1 protein-coding gene is annotated in these 708 nt (G+C 69.1%); it reads right to left on the minus strand.

The features are described 5' to 3' along the window. A partial coding sequence (locus Z052_RS16650) for an HTR-like protein (protein ID WP_099289262.1) occupies window positions 1-594 on the minus strand: 594 nt, incomplete at its 3' end. Window positions 595-708 lie beyond the last annotated feature (114 nt).

Raw genomic sequence — 708 nt, forward strand, 5'->3', positions numbered from 1 at the left:
GGCGTCCCACTCGTAGGCGGCCTTCTTCAGCCCCTTCATCACCATCGCCACGTCGCTCCAGTCGGTGTCGTCGGAGACCATCGAGACGAGGTCGGTGACGGAGTCGATACAGACGAGGCTCCCCCGGCCGTGTTCCGAGAGGTAGTCGCCGAACGCGGTGAGGACGTCCTCGTACTCGCCGCGGTCGCCGAGCTCCGTGATCGACGCCGTCTCCGTCTCGTACCAGTCGCGCGGCACCGGCGACAGCTGGAAGTACTCCGGCGAGAGGTCGCGGAAGGCGATCTCGTCGACGGCCGTGTCGACGATCTCGTCGGCCATCGTGTACGCCATCTCCCGGGTGATCGCGTCGGTGTCGGCGGTGAAGGAGATGTAGTGGACCGAGTCGGGGAGCGCGGCGTCGGCGTCGATGTCGCCGTAGTACAGGTCGAACAGCTCCTCGTCGGTGCGCGCCAAGGCGTTCATCGCGGCGCTCGTGTACGCGAACTCCCGGGCGCCGGCGCCCGCCTCGCCCGCGAGCAGCACGACGCTCCCGGCGGGTGCGCCGCCCCCGAAAATCGAGTCGAGGCGCGCGATCCCGAACGGAACACTGGACATGGCTTACGCCCCGTCGCCGCGGGGCTTAGTGTTACCCCTCCCAGCCCGTCCAACTCACTCGCCCGCGCTCTCGTCGACTCGTGCCCCCTCGTCGGTCGCCCGGACGACCGACGA

This window comes from Halorubrum sp. C191 (genome assembly GCF_002727095.1).
Lineage (GTDB): Archaea > Halobacteriota > Halobacteria > Halobacteriales > Haloferacaceae > Halorubrum > Halorubrum ezzemoulense.